At 60.3% G+C, this 17,936-nt stretch carries 21 protein-coding genes; 14 read left to right on the top strand and 7 right to left on the bottom strand.

All coding sequences use genetic code 11. The features are described 5' to 3' along the window. Positions 1 to 198 precede the first annotated feature (198 nt). From RWT78_RS19805 to RWT78_RS19785, 5 genes are all read left to right on the top strand, one after another. Positions 199 to 702 (top strand): MarR family transcriptional regulator, encoded by a 504-nt coding sequence (locus RWT78_RS19805; RefSeq protein ID WP_314677564.1) that lies wholly within the window; start codon positions 199 to 201, stop codon positions 700 to 702. A gap of 11 nt (positions 703 to 713) precedes the next feature. Beyond that, the gene (locus RWT78_RS19800; RefSeq protein WP_314677561.1) at positions 714 to 1,772 is read left to right on the top strand and encodes an LLM class flavin-dependent oxidoreductase; all 1,059 of its coding nucleotides are present in this window, start codon (positions 714 to 716) and stop codon (positions 1,770 to 1,772) included. An 8-nt stretch (positions 1,773 to 1,780) separates the two neighbouring features. Further along, the gene (gene msuE / locus RWT78_RS19795; RefSeq protein ID WP_003939807.1) at positions 1,781 to 2,347 is read left to right on the top strand and encodes an FMN reductase; all 567 of its coding nucleotides are present in this window, start codon (positions 1,781 to 1,783) and stop codon (positions 2,345 to 2,347) included. Continuing rightward, the gene (locus RWT78_RS19790; protein ID WP_054825163.1) at positions 2,344 to 2,871 is read left to right on the top strand and encodes a hemerythrin domain-containing protein; all 528 of its coding nucleotides are present in this window, start codon (positions 2,344 to 2,346) and stop codon (positions 2,869 to 2,871) included. Before msuE ends, RWT78_RS19790 begins: the two co-directional genes overlap by 4 nt. A 72-nt stretch (positions 2,872 to 2,943) precedes the next feature. After that, positions 2,944 to 3,276, top strand: a complete 333-nt coding sequence (locus RWT78_RS19785; RefSeq protein ID WP_003940071.1) for a CD225/dispanin family protein — start codon at positions 2,944 to 2,946, stop codon at positions 3,274 to 3,276. Between the two features lie 33 nt (positions 3,277 to 3,309). On the opposite strand, the gene RWT78_RS19780 is transcribed toward RWT78_RS19785, so the two are convergent. Beyond that, a complete protein-coding gene (locus tag RWT78_RS19780; RefSeq protein WP_314677554.1) occupies positions 3,310 to 4,464 on the bottom strand; it encodes a lipase family protein in 1,155 nt (384 codons plus the stop codon). A 38-nt stretch (positions 4,465 to 4,502) separates the two neighbouring features. Between RWT78_RS19780 and RWT78_RS19775 the strand changes: the two genes are divergently transcribed. From RWT78_RS19775 to RWT78_RS19765, 3 genes are all read left to right on the top strand, one after another. Continuing rightward, positions 4,503 to 4,961 (top strand): DUF5990 family protein, encoded by a 459-nt coding sequence (locus RWT78_RS19775; RefSeq protein WP_314677549.1) that lies wholly within the window; start codon positions 4,503 to 4,505, stop codon positions 4,959 to 4,961. Between the two features lie 76 nt (positions 4,962 to 5,037). After that, positions 5,038 to 6,519: an NAD(P)/FAD-dependent oxidoreductase gene (locus tag RWT78_RS19770; RefSeq protein ID WP_314677546.1), complete on the top strand. Its 1,482-nt coding sequence runs from the start codon at positions 5,038 to 5,040 to the stop codon at positions 6,517 to 6,519. 360 nt (positions 6,520 to 6,879) lie between these two features. Beyond that, positions 6,880 to 7,551: an NAD(P)H-binding protein gene (locus tag RWT78_RS19765; protein ID WP_314677543.1), complete on the top strand. Its 672-nt coding sequence runs from the start codon at positions 6,880 to 6,882 to the stop codon at positions 7,549 to 7,551. On the opposite strand, the gene RWT78_RS19760 is transcribed toward RWT78_RS19765, so the two are convergent. Then, entirely contained in the window at positions 7,529 to 8,299 is a 771-nt protein-coding gene (locus tag RWT78_RS19760; protein WP_314677540.1) for an ABC transporter permease, read from the bottom strand. The two genes, RWT78_RS19765 and RWT78_RS19760, sit on opposite strands and share 23 nt — an antisense overlap. Before the next feature lie 50 nt (positions 8,300 to 8,349). Further along, positions 8,350 to 8,787 carry a GtrA family protein gene (locus tag RWT78_RS19755; RefSeq protein ID WP_020908979.1) on the bottom strand — a complete coding sequence of 146 codons (438 nt, stop codon included), beginning with the start codon at positions 8,785 to 8,787 and terminating at the stop codon, positions 8,350 to 8,352. A gap of 141 nt (positions 8,788 to 8,928) precedes the next feature. On the opposite strand from RWT78_RS19755, the gene RWT78_RS19750 reads away from it, so the two are divergent. After that, positions 8,929 to 9,636 carry a TetR/AcrR family transcriptional regulator gene (locus RWT78_RS19750; RefSeq protein ID WP_003940173.1) on the top strand — a complete coding sequence of 236 codons (708 nt, stop codon included), beginning with the start codon at positions 8,929 to 8,931 and terminating at the stop codon, positions 9,634 to 9,636. A gap of 81 nt (positions 9,637 to 9,717) precedes the next feature. Here the strand turns inward: RWT78_RS19750 and RWT78_RS19745 are convergent, their stop codons facing one another. Next, positions 9,718 to 11,214, bottom strand: coding sequence for a DHA2 family efflux MFS transporter permease subunit (locus RWT78_RS19745; protein WP_314677536.1), 1,497 nt, complete (start codon positions 11,212 to 11,214; stop codon positions 9,718 to 9,720). Between the two features lie 97 nt (positions 11,215 to 11,311). On the opposite strand from RWT78_RS19745, the gene RWT78_RS19740 reads away from it, so the two are divergent. Next, on the top strand, positions 11,312 to 11,971 hold the full coding sequence (locus RWT78_RS19740) for a helix-turn-helix domain-containing protein (protein ID WP_314677533.1): 660 nt from the start codon (positions 11,312 to 11,314) through the stop codon (positions 11,969 to 11,971). A 9-nt stretch (positions 11,972 to 11,980) separates the two neighbouring features. On the opposite strand, the gene RWT78_RS19735 is transcribed toward RWT78_RS19740, so the two are convergent. The 3 genes from RWT78_RS19735 to RWT78_RS19725 all read right to left on the bottom strand — a co-directional run bounded on the left by RWT78_RS19735 (position 11,981) and on the right by RWT78_RS19725 (position 14,073). Then, positions 11,981 to 12,184, bottom strand: coding sequence for a PspC domain-containing protein (locus RWT78_RS19735; RefSeq protein WP_003939828.1), 204 nt, complete (start codon positions 12,182 to 12,184; stop codon positions 11,981 to 11,983). Between the two features lie 190 nt (positions 12,185 to 12,374). Next, entirely contained in the window at positions 12,375 to 13,223 is an 849-nt protein-coding gene (locus tag RWT78_RS19730) for an alpha/beta fold hydrolase (protein ID WP_003939759.1), read from the bottom strand. A 514-nt stretch (positions 13,224 to 13,737) separates the two neighbouring features. Then, a complete protein-coding gene (locus RWT78_RS19725; protein ID WP_080552750.1) occupies positions 13,738 to 14,073 on the bottom strand; it encodes a winged helix-turn-helix transcriptional regulator in 336 nt (111 codons plus the stop codon). A gap of 126 nt (positions 14,074 to 14,199) precedes the next feature. Here RWT78_RS19725 and RWT78_RS19720 point away from each other — a divergent pair, with 126 nt between their 5' ends. The 4 genes from RWT78_RS19720 to RWT78_RS19705 all read left to right on the top strand — a co-directional run bounded on the left by RWT78_RS19720 (position 14,200) and on the right by RWT78_RS19705 (position 17,830). Continuing rightward, the gene (locus RWT78_RS19720; RefSeq protein ID WP_003940186.1) at positions 14,200 to 14,820 is read left to right on the top strand and encodes a malonic semialdehyde reductase; all 621 of its coding nucleotides are present in this window, start codon (positions 14,200 to 14,202) and stop codon (positions 14,818 to 14,820) included. Between the two features lie 333 nt (positions 14,821 to 15,153). Beyond that, positions 15,154 to 15,801 (top strand): ABC transporter permease, encoded by a 648-nt coding sequence (locus tag RWT78_RS19715; protein ID WP_054187726.1) that lies wholly within the window; start codon positions 15,154 to 15,156, stop codon positions 15,799 to 15,801. Next, complete coding sequence (locus tag RWT78_RS19710) at positions 15,798 to 17,009, top strand: ATP-binding cassette domain-containing protein (protein ID WP_007731456.1); 1,212 nt, start codon at positions 15,798 to 15,800, stop codon at positions 17,007 to 17,009. The genes RWT78_RS19715 and RWT78_RS19710 overlap by 4 nt, the downstream gene beginning before the upstream one ends. Positions 17,010 to 17,011: 2 nt before the next feature. Next, entirely contained in the window at positions 17,012 to 17,830 is an 819-nt protein-coding gene (locus RWT78_RS19705) for an ABC transporter permease (RefSeq protein WP_003939758.1), read from the top strand. Positions 17,831 to 17,936: the final 106 nt, after the last annotated feature.

Below are 17,936 nucleotides of genomic sequence, written 5' to 3'. Positions count from 1 at the left end.
CCTCAGAACCCGAAACCACATAATAAAACAAGACGCTCATTGAATCCCCCGATCCCCTCCCCATACAGTACTCGAACATGCGTTCGAGTCAATCCTATTCTATCAGCGCAAATGAGAGCAGGGAATAGTTGGACCGTCGCAAGCGTATTATTTGAGTAAGCAATACTTGCGATCGCAAATAAATGGAGGGCGTCACCGATGACAACTGATGAACACGTACGTGGTCGTGTGTGGCGCGACCTCGTCGTCTCCCACAGCGTCATCCTCGGCAAGATGGAGGCGGATCTTCGAACCACCACCGGGCTCACCCTTGGCCAGTACGACGTTCTGCTCCGACTGCACGAAGCTCCGGGAAACACGATCCGAATGGGCGATCTGGCCGAACTGGTCCTGGTCACCACCAGTGGCGTGACGCGCGTCGTCGATCGATTGGTCGAGGCCGGATTAGTGGAGCGCGTTAGACCGGACAACGATCGACGCGTCGTGACGGTATCGATGACGCCTGCGGGCAAGAAGACGCTTCGAAAAGCGTCCGCCATACACACGCGAGGGATCGCCGAATACTTCTCCGATCTCATTGAAACCGAGGAGCTTCCGGTACTCGAACGCTTCTTCTCACGACTTGCCGCACATCACACGAATAAAGGCGGCGCATGCGATGCGCACGTAGAACAGCTTTCCATCACCCCCACGAACAGATAGCGAGAAACAACATGGCTTTCGAATTGGGCGTCTACCATTTCGGTGAACTCACCCCAGACCCCACCACCGGCGCGATGATGAATCCCGGTGTCCACCTTCGTCATTTGGTGGAGCAGGCAACCGTTGCCGATCAGGTTGGACTCGATGTCTTCGGCGTCGGCGAGCACCATCGCACCGACTTCGCAGTCTCAGCCCCTGCCGTTGTGCTCGCGGCAATGGCTCAGGCTACCGACAACATCAAGCTGTCCAGCGCCGTAACCGTACTCAGTTCCGACGATCCCGTCCGCGTGTTCCAACAGTTCGCGACAGTCGACCTGCTTTCCGAAGGCCGTGCCGAGATCATTGCCGGCCGAGGTTCGTACACGGAGTCATTTCCGCTCTTCGGGTACGACTTGTCCCAGTACAACGAACTCTTCGCCGAAAAGCTTGATCTACTACTGAAACTGCGCGACGAGAACCCGATCAACTGGGAAGGACAACTTCGCCCACCACTGATCGACGGTGACGTGACGCCCCGCCCGGACCGTCAGATTCCGGTGTGGATCGCAGTCGGGGGTACTCCGGCCTCTGTCGTCCGTGCCGCGAAACTGGGCCTGCCCCTCTCACTGGCCATCATCGGTGGAAGTTACCAACAGTTCGAACCGTTCGTCGATCTGTACCGCAGGGCTGCAGCGGAGTTCGGACACGATCCGAACAAACTGGCTGTCTCGATTGCTTCGCCAGGATTTGTCGATACCTCGAAGCAAACAGCACTCGACACGTCGTACCCGTACTTCCAGGCCGGGTGGATGCAGAATCATCATCAGCGCGGAAACGGAGTTCCCATGCCGCGCAGGGCATATGAAGCGCAGGCAACCACCGCGGGTGCGTTCTTCCTCGGCGGCCCGCAGGAAATCATCGACAAGACGATGGCCCAGTACGAACTGTTCCATCATGACCGCATCATGATCCAGATGGGGTTCGGCAACGTGCCACAGAAGGACATGCTGCGTGCGATCGAGATCCTCGGCACCGAAGTAGCCCCCGTTGTGCGTAAGGAAATCGAATCACTGAAGTCGTCCCAAGAATAGGAGTTTCGATGAGCACACCGCTCAAAATTGTTGCCGTTGTCGGCAACCTCCAAAAACCCTCCAAGACTCGTGCCCTCGTCGACCTGATCGTCGAAACCTTGGGAGACTTCGAGCAGATCGACACACGAGTTTTCGAGATCGTGGATCTGATTCCAGGTCTTGCAACTGCTCTGGATCGCGATCACGTCGACTCAGTGACCGCCGAAGCGCTGGCAGCAGTCGAGTCTGCCGATATCGTCATCGCGGCGTCACCGGTGTTCCGCGGTTCGTACACGGGAATGTTCAAGCATTTTTTCGATCTCGTCGACCAGTACGCGCTTGCCAACACTCCGGTGATTCTTGCCGCTACAGGTGGTAGCGACCGCCACGCCCTCGTGTTGGATCATGCGCTGCGGCCACTTTTCGCTTTCTTCCAAGCGCTGACCGCTCCGGTCGGAATCTATCTCAGCTCAGGCGATTTCGACGGAACGACCATCCTCAATCCCGAGGTATTCGAACGTATCGAGATGGCAGCAAAGGACGTCCTGCCGGTAGCGAGGATGCTCGCGGAGCGGGATCGAGTTGCGCAGACGTGAACGCCCCTCATTCGCACAACACGGCAACAGTTGCCGGTCTGAGGATGATCGAACAGCTACGTCAGGTTCACGAACCTCTGCGAGCCGATATCGAGGTACTCGAGAACGCCCTGCAACTGTTGTCGGACGAAACCGCCGATCTGACTCGGATACCAGAAATGCTCGACAATCTGACGATCGCGGATTTCGTCTGGCAACTACGGGTCAACTGCGACTTCTACTGCAACACGCTGACTCTGCACCACACCATCGAAGATCAACGTATGTTCCCGGCAATGACCAGGAACTTTCCCGAGTTGGCCCCTGCGGTCGAACGACTGCAGGCAGAACACAAGCTTGTCGGGGAGATCGTGTCGGAAGCCAAGCGTGCGTCGCTCGCACTGAGCACCGAATCCTCCACGGTCAACCGGGCACACGCCGCAATCTCCGAATTGGCGGACCATATGCAGTCGCACCTCGATTTCGAGGAGGCCACACTCTTTCCGTACTTCCGACGGATGGATCGCGACTGGCATTACGGCTGATCGTGCACGCTCAGTGATTCTTCAGCTCCATCGCAGTAGCGTCGAAAGGGCCACCTCATGTCAGGAGCCCCCATGACCAACCCGGATCAACCCACCGTCCAGCAATCCGTTCCTCAGCACCCGATTCGACCGCCCGTCAATGCGGGTTGGGCAGTGGTCTCGCTGCTGTTCTTCTGGCCGCTTTCCTTCTCCGCTTTCACGCACGCCTTCAACGTGTATCCGCTGTGGGCTGACGGCGATGTGGCCGGGTCGCGGTATGCGTCCGATCGAGTGAAACGACTCGGTCAGATCTCGCTGTGGATCGCAGGCGGGCTGCTACTCCTGGTCTGCATCCTGTACGCGATTGCGGCAATCGTGTGGTTCGCCAACGGTGGCCACGATTACGGGCCGCGACGTATGCGCTGAACAACAACACTGAAACAACAACACCGCCGAACATCACCTCATCAATCGATCGATGAACTCCATGGTCTGGTCCATCGAAGCGACCATCGTTTGACCGTGACTGATTCCGGCGAGTTCTTGATACTCGAACTGCGTTCCCCGCGAACGCATGTCGACCAGTTGCGCCCAGGTGAGGGCGACAGGAACCGTTGTGTCCGACACGCTCTGCACCACACGCAGTGACCGGTCGTAGCCGTCGACCGGCACCTGCATCATCTCGCGAAACAGATCGTGGAAGCGTGGCGTCCATACCGACCGAGAAAACAACGAGCTCAACTGGATTCGTTCGGCGCGAATGTGGCGGCCGAGATCTCCGGCGCACAGTGTCCGAGCCTTTTCCATCCACTCGATCCCCCGCGGCGAGAGAACCTCGCGAATGTTCTCTTCGGGTCGTTGATCGTCGATCCCGGCCAGAACGTACAGCGCATATCCCACCAACCCGGCGATACCGATGTCGGGAAACAGCGGTCCGCCCAACGGAAACAAACCTTCCATATGGGTGGGGCCGGCAACGACGACCGAGCCGCGGAAATCCAATTCCGGTGCACGAGTGGTGGCCTCGTGTCCCGCGAAGTACGCAGCATGACCACCTTCGGACAAACCTGCGACCATCCACCGCGGACTCAGCACACTGCCGTACAACTCGTGCGCAGCCCGCACGATGTCGACCGCATTCGCGCCGGCGGCATGTCCGTCGAGATAGGCCAGCACCCCGTCGGTACCAAGTCCCGAGTAGTCGGTAGCGACCACCGCGTACCCCTGCTCCAACCAGCGTTCGATCGGTTCGATCTCGCCCGGACCGAATCCGGTCGACGAGGGTGCACACTGATCCGCACTGCCCAAAGTTCCGTGGGCATAGGAGATGACGGGCCAACCGCCCGCCGGTGCGGCACCGTCCGGCAGAAACACGGACCCTGACGACTCCCCCCACCTGTCAGCGGTACGCAGAGTTCGATACACGACCCGCTGCGTCTCACCGGCGCCGACCGGAAACACTGCGGCCGAGAGTTTGCCATAGGACTCCAGCGCGCCCGCGACTTCCGGTTCGTCCGCCGTCGCCACTGCAACACCTGATCCCCAGCCGAGACTCGACAACAGAATGCTCGCCACCACGGCCGCAACAAAGGTTCTACCCGAACGACTCACCACGCCAACCCCTCCCGACCTGTGCAGAGCATGATGTCGATATGCAGATCATCATCATCGGTCACAGCCTGCCCGGACGTGAGTGTTCCGAAACCGCAACCTTCGAAGGGCGCAGCAACATCCACGTCGGCGTTCAGCGCCGAGGCAAGCCACACGAAATCCTCGACCTCGTACCGGGAGATACCGAGACAGTGCGATGGGAACTGACAGCGAGTCTGGAGCGAAAGTCCGGTGCCTGGGACATTCTCGGTCCATACATCCAGGGTCCACCTCGCGGACGCTTCATCTACCTGTCCTGGGTGACGGTATCCGATGACCAGACGTTCGAGATGTTTCGGCGCGCAAAGCTGATGCTCGACGCGATCCCCGAGCACATCGTCGAGCAGGCCGACGCTTCCGGCATGCTCCACGGCGACCTCGGCCTCACCGACGCCGCAGGTAAACCACTGTGTGCGGCTATCCGACCGCCGACGATCACATGGTCACCCTCGCCTTACTGAGCATCGTTCAGTAGTGTGGAGATCGAACACTTAGCCTGCCCGGTGGCCCCACACGATCGATACGGAGTCCGAACTGATGAGCACCGAACACCTCGATGTCCTGATCGTCGGCGCCGGCTTGTCCGGCATCGGTGCTGCGTATCGACTCCAGACCGAGCTTCCCGGCAAGTCGTACGCAATCCTCGAGGCCCGCGCGAACAGTGGCGGAACCTGGGACCTCTTCAAATACCCTGGCATCCGATCGGATTCCGACATGTTCACGCTCGGCTACCCGTTTCGGCCGTGGACAGATGCCAAAGCAATCGCCGACGGTGATTCGATCCTCCGGTACGTGCGCGACACCGCGCGAGAGAACGGGATCGACAAGAAGATTCGGTACAACCGGAAGGTGACGGCCGCATCATGGTCGTCAGCGGACTCGACGTGGACAGTCACGGTCACAACCGGCAACGAAGACGAAACATTGACCTGTAACTTCCTCTATCTCTGCAGCGGTTACTACAGCTACGAGGGCGGATACACCCCCGACTTCCCCGGACGTGAATCGTTTGCCGGCGAGGTTGTGCACCCGCAGTTCTGGCCCGAAGAACTCGATTACTCCGACAAGAAGGTCGTTGTGATCGGAAGCGGCGCCACCGCAGTCACTTTGGTCCCCACGATGTCGCGGGACGCGAGCCATGTCACCATGCTCCAGCGATCACCGACATACATTCTGGCTCTGCCGTCCAGCGACAAGGTATCGGACACCATCCGCGCAGTACTGCCGAATCAACTCGCGCACAGCATCGCTCGATGGAAGAGCATCGTAGTGAACCTGAGTTTCTATCAACTGTGCCGGCGCAGTCCAGCGCGTGCAAAGCGGTTGCTGAACCTCGCGATCAGTCGCCAACTCCCGGAAGAGATCCCACTCGATCCTCACTTCACACCCACCTACGACCCCTGGGATCAGCGCTTGTGCGTCGTACCCGACGGCGATTTGTTCAAAGCCCTCCGATCCGGCAAGGCCTCGATCGAGACCGATCACATCGACACCTTCACCGAGACCGGGATCCGTCTCGCGTCAGGTCGCGAACTCGAAGCTGACATCATCGTCACTGCAACAGGATTGAAGATGGAAGCGTGCGGCGGGATGTCGATCGAAGTGGACGGCGAACCCGTCACCCTCGGTGATCGTTACGTCTACAAGGGCATGATGATCAGCGACGTACCGAACTTCGCGATGTGCGTCGGCTACACCAACGCCTCGTGGACTCTGCGAGCAGATCTCACGTCGATGTACGTCTGCCGACTGCTGACGGAGATGGATAAGCGCGGCTATTCGAAGTGCGTGCCGCACGCGAGCGAAGAGATGGACCAGCGGCCGATCCTGGACCTGGCGTCGGGGTACGTCATGCGTGCTGTGGAACAGTTCCCGAAGCAGGGATCGAAGTCACCGTGGAACATGCGTCAGAACTACATCCTTGATCGTCTTCACTCGACGTTCGGGAGCATCAACGACCACATGACGTTCTCGAAGGCGCCAGCTCGACATTCGACACCGGTACCGAGCAAGAGTTGAGCGGACCACGAACAACCAGGTAGAGCAATCGGGCGAAGCCACCAATCGATCCGACGACAAAGAACACACCCGAACCTGCGACTACTGCACAGAGCGCACCGAGAACGATGATCGCCGACGCCTCTACCATTCGACCGGCGGACTCCGATCCGAGAACGTGTATTTCATCAACTCCTTCGTCCATAAAACTATTTTCAGCCAACCGTCCAGCCGGTTTGTAGGGACTTTAGTCGCGAGTCGGATCAAAATGGACTCATAATTGCAGGTCAAGCGTTCAGTTGGGCACTCCGGTCGGATGAACTGCAGACGGTTCCGTAGTGTGCGCATCACAGAAAGTGGAACCAACGCCGGGGGAACATCATGAAAGTCGTCGTTTTCGGGGCAACAGGAATGGTCGGCAACAGCGTCCTGAGGGAATGCCTCGACGATCCACGAATCGACGAAGTCGTGACCGTAGGCCGCAATCCGTCCGGTACAACTGCCCCGAAGATCGTCGACATCGTTCACCGCGACATGCTCAACTTCTCGGCGATCGAAGCCGATCTGACCGGCGTGGAAGCCTGCTTCTTCTGCCTCGGTGTCTCCTCCGCCGGCATGAACGAAGCCGACTACACCCACATCACGCGTGACATCACGCTTGCCGCCGCCACGACACTGTCGGGTGTGAACCCTCAGATGGTGTTCGTCTACGTGTCCGGTGAAAGCGCCGATTCCACCGAAACCAGCAAGACCATGTGGAAGCGAGTACGTGGCGCGACCGAGAATGCGCTACTCGCACTCCCTCTCACGACCTACATCCTCCGGCCGGGATTCATCCGTCCGCGCCCGGGATCGCCGTCGAAGACCTGGTGGTACAAGGCCTTCTATCAAATCTCCGTGCCTCTCTACCCACTCTTGCGCAGGGTCTGGCCCAGCAGCGTGACCACCAGTGAAAACATCGGCAGGGCAATGATCACCCTCGCGGCAGACACCCCCGATCTTCCCGGCCGCGTCCTTCGCAGCGACAAGATCAACGAACTCGCGCAGGCCTGACAGCTTGACCTCGAAAGACGAAACCGCGGGCGACGAGTTCCAACGCCACGGCAACCGAGCAGGTTTGCGCCAACAGCAGCCCTGCCAGCACAAGAATTTGCACGGCACCGGCTTGAACGGCCGACCCCGTCGCGAGCAAAACGCCGACAAAGGCTCCCGGCAATGTCACGAGGCCGACGGTGCGCGTCTGGTCGACTCCCGGTAGCAGGGCGTCGGAGGCAGCGGTGCGGGCTACTTCCCACCGTGCATCGCGCTGGGAAAATCCAAGGCTCAGTGCGGCCTCCACTTCCCCGTACCGGTCGTCGACGGCATCGAGTCCGCGTTTGGCTGCCATCGATGTCGCAGTCATAGCGCCGCCCAGAACAATTCCGCCGATCGGCACCAGAGCGACGCCTTGCAGCGGAACCACTCCGGACAGCAGCATCAGTGGCAGAACCACACCGATTCCCGACGCCAACGCGATGGTCAGCCAAACTCCGGACGTCCCCGCGTTCGAGCGTCGTGCCGCGGTGAAAGACGCCGCAACGAACATGCCGGCGAGCACGAGGAGCGCCGACCAGATGTGGACCAAGGCGGCGGCAAGGATCAACGAAATCGCAGCCAACTGAAGAGCGCCACGAGCGAGGGCACCGGGGACCACCCGAACGCTACCGAGATAGGTGAATCGGTAGACGAGCGTGGCGACAAGTGCCATGACGATGCAGAGCACAGCCAGACGGATGCCGGAGTCGGCTATCGAAAGGCTCATGGGTCTCAGTGTTCCCTACGAGCCGAGTCCGATCCGAATTCGAGAACCGCTCAGAACACCCAACCGCGAAGGGCGACGAATCGCAGGCCACCGACAATTCCGCTCACGGCGATCACAAGCCCGGCTTGAAGAAGCCCGTCGGCGCCTGGGAGAAGGAAGCCGAGCGCACTGATGGCGGCAGAACTGGCGATCAACCCGACCAGTGCGAGTCCACCGCCTTCCCACTGCGCGGTGAACCAGTTGACGCGATCCGCGGCGTGGAAGGTGAGCCGGCGATGCAGCTCATTGGCCAGAATGGTGCTCAAGACCGCACCAACTGCGTTGGCGACCAGCGCTCCGTCACCGCGCAGCGCCAGAAAAGCGGCAAAGTACAAGATGTTGCTGGCTCCGCCGACGAGGGCAAAACGAACGAGCTGAGCAAAGGCGCCGTCGCCGGCAAGGGCGCGAAGCCTCGTTGCCGCGAAACCTGCACTCCGCGTACCCACCATCGAGATCGGATTGCTCCCGACCCAGATGTCAGACGTGCTCATATCGGCTTCTCTCATACGGACAATCGGAACCACACGTTCCGCTTAGCAATATAGCACTAACGGAATCGATCATTCCGCTTAGTACCGTAGACTGTGAGGATGCCGACAACACACCCCGACGCTTCTCATGCGGGGACCTCGGCCGACTGCTCACAGCCGCGCCTTCGGTCCGACGCCAAGGCAAACCTCGAGCGCATCCTCAACTCCGCTCGCGAGGTGTTCGCTGCCCAAGGACTCGACGCCACGCTGGCGGACGTCGCGAAGCACGCCGGCGTCGGCGTCGGCACCGTCTATCGCCGGTTCGCCAGCAAGGACGAGCTGATCCAGGCCCTGTTCGACACGCGGTGCTCCGAGATCGAAACGATTGCCGCCACCGCCCGGGAGATGCCAGACGCCTGGGAAGGTCTTGTCTACTTTCTCGACGTGATCTCCCTGCGCATGGCAGACAACCGCGGATTCGGCGATCTCCTGATGGACGGACGCTTCACGTCCGACACCTTCGCTCGCGCGCGCGCCGGGATCGCTCGACACACTGCGGTACTTGTCAATCGAGCCAAGGAACAGGGCACCCTGCGCAGCGACTTCGAAGTCAACGACATTCCGCTTCTCATGCAAGTCGTCAAGATGGCCCAGAAGTTCGGCGGCGACGAGGCCCCTCAGGCTTACCGCCGCGCACTCGGGTTCATGATCGACGGACTCTGCGCGTCCCGCACCGGCCATCGCGAGTTGCCCGTCCCGGCGCTGTCCTCCGAGCAACTCGATCACGTCCTTCATCGGTTTCAGGCAACGCCCGGGAAGAACTGCTGAGACGATTTCGCGGGCCCTGCTCCCCCGAACTCCCACGACTTCGGGGTCATCGCCACAACAGCGACGACCCCGAAGTTGTTGTCAGTGGGCGATTACGGGCTCGCCCTCCGCCGAATCCGGAAGCAGTCCACTCCGAAGAACCAGCGCGGTCAACACCGCGCCGACTGCGTAGATACCTGCTGTCCAATAAAACGCTGTCGTATAGCTCTCGACGGCAGCATGCGCCTGTGTCAACGGGTTCAACTCGCGCCCCACCAGGTAGTGAGAGGAAGCCGAGGCCGCAATCGTACTGAGCAGTGCGGTTCCGATCGACCCGCCCACCTGCTGCATCGTATTGATGGCAGCAGACGCAACGCCCGCGTCTTCGTGATGCACACCGGAAACTGCCCCCTGCATGGCCGGCGCGACGACGCTACCCACTCCGAAGCCACCCACGAGGAGTCCCGGCACAATATTGAGGGCATAAGCGCTCTCCACTGAGATCTGTGCGAGAAGAACCATTCCGATCGCCGACAGAATCAGTCCGCCCGTGACCACCAGGCGCGGCCCGAAACGCGGCAGAAGGACCGATGTCGACAGCGTTGCCGCCGCGACAAGCCCGATTGTCATTGGCATGAAGGCGAGGCCAGTGGCGATTGGGCTGTACCCGAGGACCAACTGCAAGTAGTAGGTCAGGAACAGGAATACTCCGAACACGCCTACACCCGAAATGAGGACGGCCAGGAACGACCCTGCTCGCATCCGGTCGGTCAATACCCGCAACGGAAGGAGCGGGTGATTGGACCTGGCTTGCCAGTACACGAATGCCACCATTCCCACAACGCCGGCTGCGAGCCACGCAATGGTTGCGGGTGAGTCCCACCCTTCGGTTTCGGCCTTCGAGAATCCGAAAACGATGCTGAACAGGCTGATCGACACCAGAATCGTTCCCGGAATGTCGAGCTTGGGCCGAGCCTCCGTGGTGTGCGGTGCGAGCAACAGGAACGCCCCGACCAGAGCGATCGCCGCGAACACGAGGTTCACGAACAGGCACCAGCGCCAGTCGACCCATTCGGTGAGCGCGCCGCCGAGCAACAGTCCGACAACGCCACCGCCGCCGGCGACGGCACCGAAGATGCCGAAAGCCTTGGCACGCTCGCCCGGATCGGTGAAGGTCACCGACAGCAGAGACAGAGCCGCCGGAGCAAGAAGGGCAGCGAACACACCCTGGCCAGCACGAGCCGCAACAAGCATCTCGAAGTTGACGGCCGCGCCCCCGACGGCGGAGGCAACCGCAAATCCGATCAGTCCGATGATAAATGTGCGCCTTCGGCCGAACAGATCGCTCAGCCGACCACCGAGCAGCAGCAAGCTGCCGAAGGCCAAGGCATACGCGGTGATAATCCATTGTCGGTCAGCGTCACCGAACTCCAGTGAACGTTGCGCAGCCGGCAACGCAATGTTGACGATGGTCGAATCCAAAACGACCATCAGCTGCGCAATTGCCAAAATCGCGAGAACCAGCCACCGTTTCGCGTGGTCGTCGCTTGATGGAGCTGACGGCTGCCCTAGTTCAGCCCGCTCAGCAATGTCTGACATATTTCCTCACCCAAACTATGCGGAGACTTGTTCTCCGGTTACGGGAGAACGTACACGAAAACGGAGATTAGGTCTCCACTTGGGGTAGGGTGGGGTCATGAGTACCGCACCGGAACGACCTCTTCGCGCCGATGCTGCGCGCAACAAGCGATTGATCATGGATGCGGCACGTGAGTTGTACGCGGAAGAAGGCATCGACGTCACACTCGACGACGTCGCCCGACGCGCAGGTGTCGGCGTCGGCACGGTGTATCGACGGTTCGCAAACAAAGAACAGTTGATCGACGGCGTTTTCGAGCAGAACTTCGCCGACATTGCCGCCGCGACTGAAGCGTCGCTGGCCAACCCGGATCCATGGAACGGACTTGTATCGTTTGCCGAATTCGCCTGCAGCCGTATGGCAGTCAATCGCGGACTCAAGGACGTAATAAACGGAACCGATGAGGGTTGCGAACAGCTCGCGTGCCAGCGATCCATCTTCGAACCGGCGATCGAGCAGATGTTCAGCCGTGCGCAGGCAGCTGGAACGCTCCGCCTCGACGCCGTCGTCACCGATCTCTTCGGACTCATCTTCATGGTGGGAGCACTCGCCGAATTCACTCGGTCCGTCAGCGAGACCGCGTGGCGTCGATACCTCTCGTTAGGACTCGACGGACTACGCGCCGCGGGGATGGGTCGTGACTCCCTCCCCCTCCCCGCGCTGAGTATCGAAGACCTGCACGACGCCAAACAATTCCTGAAAGATCGGCGCCGTTGAGCGTTGCGCTCAGATCTGCTCACGAGGAATGAAAATCCACATCACGATGTAGATCAGAAACTGCGGGCCGGGCAGCAGGCACGAGAGTACGAACAGCAAGCGGACAGTCGACGACTTCCAACCGAAGTATCGAGCGATTCCGGCGCACACCCCACCGAACATTGCTCCCGAGCGGGCGCGGGTGAGCTTGCGGGTATTCATCGGGGAGGTCATGTGTTGTTTCCTTTCAACGGAACTCGCGGTTCATCCGCGTCGACCTCCACTATCCGCTGCCGATCCACCTGTGCGCATCAGGCCATGGACCCATCTTTTCCGACGCGGTATGTCCTCAGGTACGAGTCCGTCCCCACGTCGGACTCAGGGTTCTCCCCCACACCCCGGCCTCGGACCTCAGCCTCGCACCTCAGCAGGGAAACATGCGTCGAAGCCGTTTCGGAGCCGCAAAAGGTTGCCAGTTGTCGACGTCCTGCGCGAGACGATCGGCAACGGTCCACAACGCCGACGGGTTGTGGGTCAACCCCATGTGACTGCCTTGCACCGCAATGCTTTCCGACAGGCCTGCCGAGGTTTCACAGCACGCTTGCCATGGAACGATACCGTCGTGCCTGGAGTAGACCGACGTGGCGGGAACAGAAATAGGCGATCCCTGTTCGGATTCGATGCCGTCTACCGGAGGCAGTATCGCGTGATTGCCGGACAAACGAGCGTAGAGAGATCCGACTCTCGTCTGCTCCAGACTGGTGAGACCGAAAGGACTTCCGAGTGTCACTACTTGACGCACCGAATCCGGCAGGTCCCTCGCCAGCTTTCGAGCGTAGATACCGCCCAGACTCCAGCCGATCACCGACACCTTCTGCTCGTATCGATCTGCTACCTCGGCCAATGCGGCAGGCAGTCCGTCGACCACCGTCGCCGTCGGGCCGGTGTTCAGACCCAGATTCCAACCGTGAACCCGGTATCCGAGAAAGCTCAGGTATGTCCTCAGCGCGAGAGTCGACACGTCCGACGTCAGCAATCCGGGGAGAACGAGGACCGGATGCCCGTCCCCACGCGGTGATCGAAGTAACCAAGGAGCCGCGAGAAGCAGTGAAGCGATGTCGACCAGTCCGCGCGTCGGCTCGCTCAGACACATCGCCAAGGATGGTGGCCCCGGAACAAGCGGGCCGACTTCACGAATCAGCGTCGATCGCTGTGCCCAATCGAATTCGGTCTCGGCGAAATCGATCGCCGAGACTTCCGCAACTACGGACACCTGAACTCCTGTCGGCCGGTGCCCTTGCCGGGGGCGCGTGGTGTGGCGGTTCCGCGAGCTGTGTGCTCAACCCGCGGAACCTTGTCCTCATCCGCCACCGGTAGCGAACCAGGACCCGTTCTGCCCACAGATTCGTGACCAAGGGCCTCTCGACCACACGAACGCTGTGTGATCCAGAACACTAGTTTTGGTTACGTTGCATCTACGTTGCGTACGTGTTTCGCCCTCGAAGGAGAACAGATGTCATTCGCGGACGAAGAGATTACCTACCTGAAGTCGCAGTCCTGGCGCGCGTAGCCCACCGTCGCACCGGACGGGCAACCCGACGTCGTGCCGTTCGTCGCGCGCGAGATCAGGATTTACGGAATCGCTGAGCCGATCGCGAGGGCAGGAATGGTCGGCCCCGGAATCTATTCACGCATGACGCCGACAGTCTCGTGGAGTTGGAACTTGGCAGGAGACCCGGCAGGTGACACCTGGTACGAATCGCATAACGCTGTTCACAGGCATTAGGTCAGTTCGAGTAACTCTCGGGTGGCAGATTCTCGGCAGCCCAGGCGGTCAATTCGCTGAGAGCGGGCAGCAGCGCTTGCCCCGAACCCGTTAGTTCGTACTCCACCGTGATGGGTGGACCCGCATCGACACTCCTTGTCACCAGGCCTGCCCCTGCCAACTCCGTCAGGCGTTCCGAGAGCACCGAATCACTGATCCCGCCAACCGCGCGCTTGAGTTCGGAGAATCCCGCCGGTCCATTCAGCAGAGTGCCGAGAATAACCCCGTTCCACCGTTTGCCGAGGAAGCCGAAGGCACGCGCAAGCGATTCGTCACATGCACGGGGTTCATGTTGCATTTCACTCCGGTTCGCCACTCCACCATCCTAGCCGAAGTGCTACCGTGTTCAGAGGCACTTTGTTTTTACTAGTTACTAGCTTTACTGAGATCGCCTCGGTTGAGCTACCAAGGAAAGGAACCGCCGATGTCTCTCGACTCATCCACCCCGTTCACTGCACAACAACTCGACGAAGTTGGACGTGAACTGCTCTTCACAGGTGCCCGAACCGCAAACGCCTTCTCGAACGAACCTGTGACCGACGACGAACTCGCCGCGATTTGGGACCTTGCGAAGTGGGCTCCCACCGGAGGAAACAGCAGTCCGCTGCGAATCCTCTTCGTGCGGACCGAAGAGGGCAAAGCTCGCCTCTTGGAACACATCGCGGACGGCAACAAGGACAAAACTGCTTCAGCTCCGGTCGTCGCGGTCCTCGCCGTAGACACCCAGTTCCATGAGCACATCCCGACGCTGGCTCCTCATGCTGCCGAGATGCAAGAACCCTGCGCTTCCGACGAGGCTGCCGCCGACGCAACCAGTCGGTTCAACGCCACACTGCAGGCCGGTTACCTGATCCTTGCGATCCGAGCTCAGGGTTTGACCGCGGGCCCGATGGCAGGGTTCGATGGCGCCGGCGTCGACAACGAGTTTTTTGCCGACGGTCGATTCAAATCCATTCTCGTGGTGAACATCGGCCACCCTGGCGAGAACCCGTGGTACGACCGCCTGCCACGACTGCCCCATGCGGACGTACTACGCTGGGCTTGAGTCAACCTGCGTTCAACTTCAGCAGCGCGCCTTCAGCGCCATAGGATTCCCGAGAAAGTGGGAGGGTTCTTCGGAACCCTCCCACTTTTTCTGTTTCCGTCACGTTTGAGGTGGCTATCTGCTGGGTACATACCCGCGTCTCGCAAAATCTCACGTCCAGAACAACATCCGACACGCTGCAATCGGAATTAGTTGCAGTATCTCAGTTTTTGGACGACAGTCGAGGGAAACCCCTCGGCCTACGGAGGCTGTGGGGAAAGCCCTTGTGCGCCGGTCGGTGTCGAGGGAAGACGTTCGAGCGAGCAGAAGTCCGAAGAAAGTGGGTTCGGAAATATGGGCGCGCTATGGGATTTTGTCGTTGCACGACGACAACAGTTGTTGACCGACTCGTACCTTCATGTTTCAGCAGTTATCCAGTCCGTGATCATCGCGACGATCGCCGCCGTGATCATCGGCATTCTCGTCTACCGGAGCCCGGCGGGATCCTCCATCGCTACTGCGTTGGCCAGCACGATCCTGACGGTTCCTTCATTCGCCCTCCTCGGACTGCTCATTCCGATTCTCGGTCTCGGCGTCGCTCCCACGATCACCGCGTTGATCTTGTATGCCCTGCTCCCGATCATTCGGAACACGATCATCGGTCTGGATGCAGTCAACCCGGCGATCACGGACGCAGCCCGCGGTGTCGGAATGAATCGCATGCACGTACTGAGTCGAATCGAGCTACCGATCGCGTGGCCGTCGATCCTCACCGGCATGCGGGTCAGTACACAGATGCTCATGGGCATCCTCGCCATCGCGGCGTACGCCAAAGGTCCTGGTCTGGGAAACCTGATCTTCTCCGGACTCTCGCGTGTCGGTAGCCCGAATGCTGTTCCGCAAGCGCTGGTCGGCACCGTACTGATCGTCATTCTCGCTCTGATTCTCGACGGAATCTACGTCGTCATCGGTCGTCTCACTACTTCGAAGGGGCTGCAATGACTGAAACCATTCCGTCTGACGTATCCACAGATCAGAAGGTATCCGGGGTCGAGATCGTCCTGGAGTCCGTCACCAAGCGGTACCCGGGCCAGAAAGCTGCAGCGGTGGACAATGTTTCGCTGACTGTTCCGGCCGGTGAAATCGTGGTCTTCGTCGGACCTTCGGGTTGCGGCAAGACGACGACGATGCGCATGATCAACCGCCTGATCGAACCTACCTCCGGCAAGATCACCATCGACGGCAAGGACGCGCTGTCGATCGACCCGGACAAGCTCCGCCGTGGCATCGGGTACTCGATCCAGCAGGCAGGCTTGTTCCCGCACTTCACGATTGCGAAGAACGTCGCGACTGTCCCGGGTCTGATCGGTTGGGACAAGAAACGTATCGCAGCGCGCACCGACGAGATGCTCGACCTCGTAGGCCTCGATCCCGATACCTATCGCGACCGCTACCCTCGCCAATTGTCCGGCGGGCAGCAACAGCGTGTGGGCGTGGCGCGGGCGCTGGCTGCCGATCCTCCGGTGCTGTTGATGGACGAACCTTTCGGTGCCGTCGATCCGATCACCCGCGGCCTGCTCCAGGACGAACTGATGCGTCTGCAGTCGGAGTTGGGTAAGACCATTGTCTTCGTCACGCACGATTTCAACGAGGCAGTCAAACTCGGTGACCGTATTGCCGTGCTGGGCAATCAGTCCAGCATCATGCAGTACGACACTCCGGAAGCGATTCTCGCCAATCCCGCAAACGACATGGTCGCCGGATTTGTCGGGGCGGACGCCTCGCTCAAGCAGCTGACCCTGACACGCGTGCGCCAGATCAAACTCAAGCAGTGCCTCACCGCCCGCGAAACCGATTCGGTCGATGATTTGAGAACCGCACTCGCAGCGCGTAAGTGGAAGTGGGCCCTGATTCTCGATCAGCGCGGACGGCCGCTTCGCTGGGTCTCGCCCGGCCACCTCGCCCATGCGTCGACTCTTCGAGGTGTCGGTAACGAGATCGGCGAAGCCGTGTCCATCCAGTCCACCCTGCAGGATGCTTTGGAAGCTCTTCTCGCAGAGAGCAATGCGTCCACCGTGGTCACCGGACGGCGTGGCGAGTACGTCGGTCTCATCACCATCGACACACTGGTCAGCCATCTTTCCGAAATGCGCGAGGAGCATGCGCACGACCACGACGAAGAGCCAGACACCGAGAACGTCGAGGGTTGAACATGACTGCCACGACAGAGGAGCGCGTCTCCGCGCCTGAGATGGAACCGGACGCCCCCGATCTGGGTGCGGCCGAGAACGCCGCCACGCGCCGTGCGGAACGGATGCGACTGTATGTGCAGCCGGTCATCGTCCTGATCCTGGTTGCGGGCGTGTTGATCTGGGCATTCAGCCGAGATCTCAACGCGACGCAGAAGGCGAGCATCAACCTCGACAACATCGTCACTCTGACCTGGCAGCACGTACTGATCACCGCCGCCGTGGTCATCATCGTCGTCGCCATCGCGGTTCCACTCGGAACCCTGCTGACCAGGCCGAAATTCACCCGCCTGGCACCGTTCTTCGTGGGAATAGCCAACATCGGAGCCGCAGCGCCTGCCATCGGCCTGCTCGTGCTGTTCTATCTCGCGACAAGAACGACCGGCTTCTGGATCGGCGTGTTTCCCATCGCGTTCTATTCGTTGCTTCCGGTGCTGCGCAACACCATCCTCGGCTACCAGCAAGTGGACAAGACCTTGATCGATGCGGGGCGCGGGCAGGGAATGTCTTCGCTCACGGTCCTACGTCAACTCGAGTTCCCGATGGCCGTCCCGTACATCCTTGCAGGACTGCGTACTTCGCTCGTTCTGGCCGTCGGTACCGCGACACTGTGCTTCCTGGTCAGTGCCGGCGGACTCGGCATTCTGATCGACACCGGATACAAGCTCCGCGACAACGTCACCCTCGTGGTCGGTGCCGTACTGGCGGTGTCGTTGGCCTTGCTGATCGACTGGCTCGGCGCGCTCGCCGAAACTTATCTCGGGCCCAAGGGATTGCGATGACCAAGACTTCGATCACCAGAACGTGGGGCTGGAAACTCGCGGTTGCCACGATCGGCCTCACACTTGTCGCTTCGTGTGGTCTCGAGTCCGGTGGCGCACTGCCCCT

Origin of the sequence: uncultured Rhodococcus sp. (genome assembly GCF_963525155.1) — a bacterium.
Taxonomy (GTDB): domain Bacteria; phylum Actinomycetota; class Actinomycetes; order Mycobacteriales; family Mycobacteriaceae; genus Rhodococcus_F; species Rhodococcus_F qingshengii.
This window is presented reverse-complemented; position numbering and strand designations above follow the sequence as displayed.